This window comes from Amycolatopsis sp. NPDC059021 (assembly GCF_042739895.1).
Taxonomy (GTDB): Bacteria; Actinomycetota; Actinomycetes; order Mycobacteriales; family Pseudonocardiaceae; genus Amycolatopsis.
Map to the genome: position 1 here is coordinate 16,909 of NZ_JBHYIQ010000081.1, position 5,952 is coordinate 22,860.

Sequence of the window (5,952 nt, forward strand, 5' to 3'; positions counted from 1 at the left end):
CCCGCTCACTCGGGGGGGGGGGGGGGGGGGGGGGGGGGGGGGGGGGGGTGGTTCTCCGGGGGGGCGGCCCCCCAGACAACCCCCGGGCCCCAACTAGCGGCGCGCGGCGCCGGCGCTCCCGTGGGTTGCGCCTGGGGCGCGAATCAGCGCTTGCTGTACTGCGGGGCCTTGCGGGCCTTCTTGAGGCCGTACTTCTTCCGCTCCGTGGCGCGCGCGTCACGGGTCAGGAAGCCGGCCTTCTTCAGCGCCGGGCGGTCGTCGGCGTCGACCTCGACCAGCGCACGGGCGATCGCCAGGCGCAGCGCACCGGCCTGGCCCGAGATCCCGCCACCGTGGAGGTTGGCGAAGATGTCGAAGGAGTCCGGCTTCTCCACCGTGACCAGGGGCTCACGGATGAGCTGCTGGTGCACCTTGTTGGGGAAGTACTCCTCGAGCGTGCGGCCGTTGAGCTTGAACACCCCGGTACCGGGAACGACGCGCACCCGCACGACGGCCTCCTTGCGGCGGCCGACGGTCTGGGCGTTGCCACCGGCGGCACGCGAGGGACGCGGCGCGGCCGGCGTCTCGCTCGTCGCGACGGCTTCGCCGACCGCGGGAGTCTCGGTGACCGCGGGGGTCTCGGTCTCGGTGCTGGTCACAGACTGTTCCTCACTCACTGCGCGACCTGCGCGATCTTGGTGATCTCGCGCGCCTGCGGCGACTGCGCGGCGTGCGGGTGCTCCGGGCCGGCGTAGACCTTGAGCTTCTTCGCCTGCGCGCGGCCGAGCTTGTTCTTCGGCAGCATGCCCTTGACGACCTTCTCGACAAGGTGCTCCGGCTTGGTGTCGAGCAGCTCACCGAACGAGCGCTTGCGCAGACCGCCAGGGTAACCACTGTGCCGGTACGCGAACTTCTGCTCGCGCTTGTTACCGGTGAGTGCGACCTTCTCGGCGTTGACGATGATGACGAAGTCACCGGTGTCCACGTGCGGGGCGTAGGTCGGCTTGTGCTTGCCGCGCAGCAGCGTGGCGACCTCGGTCGCGAGCCGGCCGAGCACGACATCCTCGGCGTCGATCACGTGCCAGGCACGAGTGACGTCGCCGGGCTTGGGGCTGTACGTGGGCAAGGGTCTACCTCGTCGTCAACATTGCGTGTGGGTTCTGTGCGGGCCTAGCGCTTACGCGCCGCAGCGCACAACGACATATGAAGATACCCCCACGTCCGGCGGACCCACACAGCGGGGGTGGCTCCAGACTCGCATACTAGGGTCCCAGCCGGGTGGACGCAGCAAAACTCTACCCGCCGGACCACGCGAACCGCCCGCACCGCCGCCCACGACACGCGAGAATGAGACGATCCGCGTACACCCGGAGCGGGTGGACTCGACCAGGGGAACGGCGATGAGGAAACGGCCAACCACGATCATCTGCGCGCTCGGCGCCGTGCTGGTGCTGACCACCGCGTGCGGCCAGGCCCGCGCCGGCACCGCGCTGCCCAAGGGGGACGACGCCGCGGCGTACGTCGGCGGCAAGTTCGAGACCGCCATGAACAAGCTCCAGGACGTCATCGCCGACCAGCGGGACGTCACCACCTCCTCGGACAACTACTTCCGCTTCGACGAGAAGTACGCGCACAGCGTCATCACCTCGGCCCGCACCGGCAGCCCGGAGAGCCGGGTGGTCCACAACCGCTCGCAGAAGAACCCCGACGACGTCCTCGACACCTTCACCCCGGCCGACGGCGCCCTCGAGTACATGTACCTCGGCCCGGTGTTCAAGGGAGCCGCCCCGACCTCGTGGGTGTCGATGCCCAAGCCGGAGGGCGGGCTGACGATGAAGTGCGCGTTCGCCGGCATCCTCACCGCCTGCAAGATGGCCGACGCCGTCGCGCTGTCCTACAACGCGGACAAGAAGACGGTGAAGGGCGCGAAGGTCGGCAAGGACGGCAAGACCGAGCTCACCGCCGACGTGTCGTTCGACGCCTTCCTCACCCGCCCGGTGGAGCAGCTCCCCCCGTCGATCAAGAACCAGATCACCCCCGAGCTGCGCAAGGCGGTCATCCCGACCAAGATCCTGCTCAACCCGGACGGGAGCCTGGACCAGATGGTCATGGAGGCGAAGTTCGAGGGCGGCGGCCACAAGGTCGAGTTGCGGTACGACTTCCGGTTCACCGGGAAGGCCAGCGCGCAGGACCTACCCAAGCTGCCCGATCCCGCGCAGATCACCGCGTTGCCGGACAAGGCGGCGAAGGACGCGTTGTTCGACAAGATCGCCGAAGCGAGGGGTAACTGACGTGGCCGACGACGTGAAGACCGCCCGCGCGCCCCGAGGGGATCTCCGATGAGCCAGCCGCCCGACCAGCAGCCGCAGCAGTGGTGGCAGCCGAACACCGGCGGCGCGCAGCAGCAGTGGCAGCCCGAGCAGCAGGCCACCGGCCCGCACGCCGGCCAGTGGCAGCAGAACGCCGAGCCCGGCGCGGTCACCGGGTCCTACACCGGGCAGTGGCAGCAGTCGCCGCAACCCGGTGGCACCGGTTCCTTTTCCGGGCCGTGGCAGCAACCCCCGGCGCCACAGCAGCCGTCCGCGCCGCAGCCCGGCGGACAGTGGCAGCAGCAGCCCGGTCAGCAGTGGCAGCCGAGCCCAGAACCGCAGCAGACACCGGCGGCGGGCACCGGCACGCCGCCGTCCGGCCAGCAGTTCGGTGGCGGGTTCCAGCCTTCGCAGTACGGCGGGCTCGGAGCGTTTTCCCCGGAAACCGGCGAGAAACGGCAACGTTCGAAGAAACCGTTGCTGTACGGCGGAATCGGCGTGCTCGTGGTCGTCGTCGGGGGCGTCGGCGCGTGGCTGCTCGGCGCGTTCCGCGGTGACGTCCTCGAGCAGAAGTCCCTTCAGGACGGTGTGACCCGGGTGCTGAACGAGAGTTACGGCGAACCCAACGTCCAAAATGTACAGTGCCCGGCGAACCAGCTCGCCGACAACGGCACGACGTTCGACTGCACCCTGCAGATCGGGGGCCAGCCGAAGAAGGTCACCGTGCGGGTGCTCAACGACAAGCCGGAGTACGAGGTCGGCGCCCCGCACTGAGGTCGTTTCTTCCTTGTCCCCCAACGGAAACGGCGGGCCCACACCGCAAGGTGCCGGGCCCGCCGTGGTTATCCGGGGCGAGGTAGCTCAGAACAGGTCCTTGACGCCCTGCTCGGTGCCCTGGTAGCCGTCCGCGATCTGCGGCAGCGCGGTGGCGATCTGCGCCAGAACCTGCTTGAGGTCCTCGAACTTCTGGTCCCACACGCGCTGGGCCTCGTCGTACTGGGTACGCGCGGCACCTTCCCAGTCGTGGGTCAGCGGGCGAAGGTCGTCCTTCAGCTTGTCGAACGCGGCCTGCAGTTCCTTGCCGGTCGAGTTGCAGTCGTCCGCAGCGGCGTTGATGACGCCATAATCGACAACGATGCCGTCAGCCATGGTGCACTCCCTTTGTTTGTCGGAAAGAATATGGGTGGGAAAAGGTCAAGAGGTGACACTCAGCCGAGAACGTCGAAGCCCTTGTTCACGGCGCTCATGATCTCCTGCTGCTGCTCTTCCGAGCGCTTGTACTTGGAACCGGCTTCCTGAAGCAGGTTCGCGATGTTCTGCAGGGACTGGTTGATCCCCCGGCCGTCCTCGTCGAAGCGCTGCATCACCTTGTCGAAGGCCTTCTGCGCGTCACCCTGCCAGCCCGCGCGGGTCGCCTCGATGCGGTCGCGCAGCGTCGACAGGTTCTGGTCCATCGCGACGCGCACCTCGGTGACGCGCTGCTCGGCCTGGGTGAACTGCTCCGGAGTTCCCTTGAAACCGCCAGCCATGGGAGCTACCCCCTTCGTTAGTGGTTGTCCGCACTAGGTCGTGTTTGTTTCGTACGGACCTACGACGGAGACATTGCCATGTCCGGTTCCCCTGTGTCGCCGTTTGCCCGCAAGTAGTTGCTTGAGTGAACGCCGGGGGCGGGAACCGATCGCACGCGGTATTCCACGAGCCTGCGCCGCGATCGGGTCGTTCCCCGAAAAGGGGACCTCCACCAGGCGACTTAACATACGCACAGTGGTCACGTGCGCCCGCGTTCATTGATCGCGGATCATGATTCGCGACTCGGAGAAGTCCGCTTCCTCCTCGGCGGGACGCGGCCTTCGCGGTGCGGACGGCTCCGGTTCCGGCTTCGGGGGAACCAACTCGGCCGCCGACGGCAGCTGCGGAACCGGAAGTCCCCGCGCGGCGCGGAACCGTTTCGCGGCCCCGCGCAGCGCGCCCGGTGTGGGATCCGTGGCGCGGCCCGCGAGCCTGCCGCGGCCGAACTGCTTGATCAGCTCCGCGTTCTCGCCACGATGACGTTCGTTGCGCGCCAGCGCGTCACCCGCGACGCGGCGAGCGTAGGTCACCGCGTCCTGCCCCGCACGGGTGAAGGCCGCGGCGGCGGTCTCGGGTTCGGACGGCACGAGGCGCCCCTTTCAGTTGACGACCTCGAGCGTGCGGGCGACCTGCTGGCAGGCCGCGCTCACCCGCTGCTGAAGCGCGGGCACGCTGTACTGGCAGCCGATGTGCACCCGGATCCGGCCCTGCACGACGACGTACCAGAAGACCCTCGCCTGGTCCTTCGTCTCCTGATAGGCGATCACCTGGCGGCCGGCGTAGGACGCGTTGGGGTCGTACGCGCTGTAGCGCTCGGGGTAGCGAGCGGCCTGGCCTCGCAGATCGTCGACGAGCTGCCGGCGATCGGCGGTGGCGTCGTAGTTCATCGGGTACTCCTGGGCGACCACCAGATCGAAGCCCGCCGGGGAGTCCTGGGGATGGATGACGACCTGCTTCTCGGCGACCCGGTCGTCGGTCTGGACCCAGTCCGGTGGCGCGATGAAGCGGTAGTCGTACTGGGCGAGGGGGCGCCCGGGAGGTTTGTCCGCGCCGCCCTGGTTCAGCATCACGACCAGGCCGGTGGCGCCCAGCGCGACCACCACCACGGCCGCGACGATCCAGAGCAGCTTGGACCGCTTCGAGCGTCCGGCGCGCCCGACCCGCTTCGTGTCGCCGCCCTGCTCCGGCGCCGACGATCCCCACGGAACCGCTGCCTGACCTCGGGGCGGCGACGCCGGCGGCCCCTGGCGCGCTGCGTTTAGCGGGCTAAACGCGCTTGGGGCGGGCCGGGGCGGGAAGCTGGGGTGCGGTTCGGTGGGGCGAGGCGGCGTGGCGCGCGGGTCGCCCGTGCGAGGTGCGGGGGGCGCGGCGGGCGGAGACGCCGCGGGGCGCGGGACGTCCCCGGGCCGGACGACCTCGGTGCGGTGCTCGGCCGGGGGAACGCCGCCGGGCATGGCGCCGAGACGGGCCATGGTGGTGCCCGGCAGCGAACCGGTGCGATCGGGATCGACGAGCACGGCGCGGAGCGCGCCTCTGGCCACGACCGTCTCCGGCTGGTCCAGGCTCGTCGGCACGACGCCGGTCCGCTCGTGCGTCAACCGCGAGATCATCGGAATCCGGCTCGACCCGCCGACCAGGAAGATCGCGGTCAGCTGCTTCGGCCGCAGCCCGGCGTCGGCGATGGCCGCGCTCGTCAGCTCCACGGCGCGTCCGAGCGGCGCGCCGATCAGCCGCTCGAGATCCTCGCGGGTCACGTGGGCGTCCGCGAACGGCGGCGGCATCGGCACGTCCGTGTAGGCGTGCCGCGACAGTGTCTCCTTGGCACCGCGCACGTCCTGCCGGAGCACACGCCTGCGGCGCCGGTCCGCGAGTTCACGGCCCTCGACCAGCTGCCGCCAGGCCGCCGGGTCCGCGGACGAGACGAGCGAGCCGACGTGCTCGAGCAGCGCCTGGTCGATGTCCGCGCCGCCGAAACTCGGGTCGCCCCTGGTCGCCAGCACCTGGAACCCGCCCCGCTGCGGCCGCGCCGCTGCGTTTAGCCCCCCAAAACCCACCCGGGGGGGGGTGGGGGTGGAGACCCAATACCAGGCCTGTG

8 protein-coding genes are annotated in these 5,952 nt (G+C 69.8%); 2 read left to right on the plus strand and 6 right to left on the minus strand.

Going from position 1 to position 5,952, the window contains the following annotated elements; genetic code table 11:
• Window positions 1-143: 143 nt before the first annotated feature.
• Window positions 144-638 (minus strand): 30S ribosomal protein S9, encoded by a 495-nt coding sequence (gene rpsI, locus ACFWX1_RS35280; protein WP_378330880.1) that lies wholly within the window; start codon window positions 636-638, stop codon window positions 144-146.
• Window positions 639-652: 14 nt separating this feature from the next.
• Window positions 653-1,105 carry a 50S ribosomal protein L13 gene (rplM, locus tag ACFWX1_RS35285; RefSeq protein WP_345396768.1) on the minus strand — a complete coding sequence of 151 codons (453 nt, stop codon included), beginning with the start codon at window positions 1,103-1,105 and terminating at the stop codon, window positions 653-655.
• Between the two features lie 274 nt (window positions 1,106-1,379).
• Between rplM and ACFWX1_RS35290 the strand changes: the two genes are divergently transcribed.
• Both ACFWX1_RS35290 and ACFWX1_RS35295 read left to right on the plus strand, forming a co-directional pair.
• On the plus strand, window positions 1,380-2,270 hold the full coding sequence (locus ACFWX1_RS35290) for a hypothetical protein (RefSeq protein WP_378394132.1): 891 nt from the start codon (window positions 1,380-1,382) through the stop codon (window positions 2,268-2,270).
• 48 nt (window positions 2,271-2,318) lie between these two features.
• A complete protein-coding gene (locus tag ACFWX1_RS35295; RefSeq protein WP_378394133.1) occupies window positions 2,319-3,062 on the plus strand; it encodes a DUF4333 domain-containing protein in 744 nt (247 codons plus the stop codon).
• An 87-nt stretch (window positions 3,063-3,149) separates the two neighbouring features.
• On the opposite strand, the gene ACFWX1_RS35300 is transcribed toward ACFWX1_RS35295, so the two are convergent.
• The 4 genes from ACFWX1_RS35300 to ACFWX1_RS35315 form a co-directional block, all read right to left on the minus strand.
• A complete protein-coding gene (locus tag ACFWX1_RS35300) occupies window positions 3,150-3,437 on the minus strand; it encodes a WXG100 family type VII secretion target (RefSeq protein WP_345396758.1) in 288 nt (95 codons plus the stop codon).
• Window positions 3,438-3,496: 59 nt separating this feature from the next.
• Window positions 3,497-3,817, minus strand: a complete 321-nt coding sequence (locus tag ACFWX1_RS35305) for a WXG100 family type VII secretion target (protein WP_378394134.1) — start codon at window positions 3,815-3,817, stop codon at window positions 3,497-3,499.
• Between the two features lie 255 nt (window positions 3,818-4,072).
• Entirely contained in the window at window positions 4,073-4,444 is a 372-nt protein-coding gene (locus tag ACFWX1_RS35310) for a hypothetical protein (RefSeq protein WP_378394135.1), read from the minus strand.
• 12 nt (window positions 4,445-4,456) lie between these two features.
• On the minus strand, window positions 4,457-5,952 hold a 1,496-nt coding region (locus ACFWX1_RS35315; RefSeq protein ID WP_378394136.1), incomplete at its 5' end, for a type VII secretion-associated protein.

Bases quoted from the DNA above. Each gene is read 5' to 3' on its own strand.
- ACFWX1_RS35290 (WP_378394132.1), top strand. From the start codon at position 1,380: ATGAGGAAACGGCCAACCACGATCATCTGCGCGCTCGGCGCCGTGCTG.
- ACFWX1_RS35300 (WP_345396758.1), bottom strand. From the start codon at position 3,437: ATGGCTGACGGCATCGTTGTCGATTATGGCGTCATCAACGCCGCTGCG.
- ACFWX1_RS35295 (WP_378394133.1), top strand. From the start codon at position 2,319: ATGAGCCAGCCGCCCGACCAGCAGCCGCAGCAGTGGTGGCAGCCGAAC.
- ACFWX1_RS35305 (WP_378394134.1), bottom strand. From the start codon at position 3,817: ATGGCTGGCGGTTTCAAGGGAACTCCGGAGCAGTTCACCCAGGCCGAG.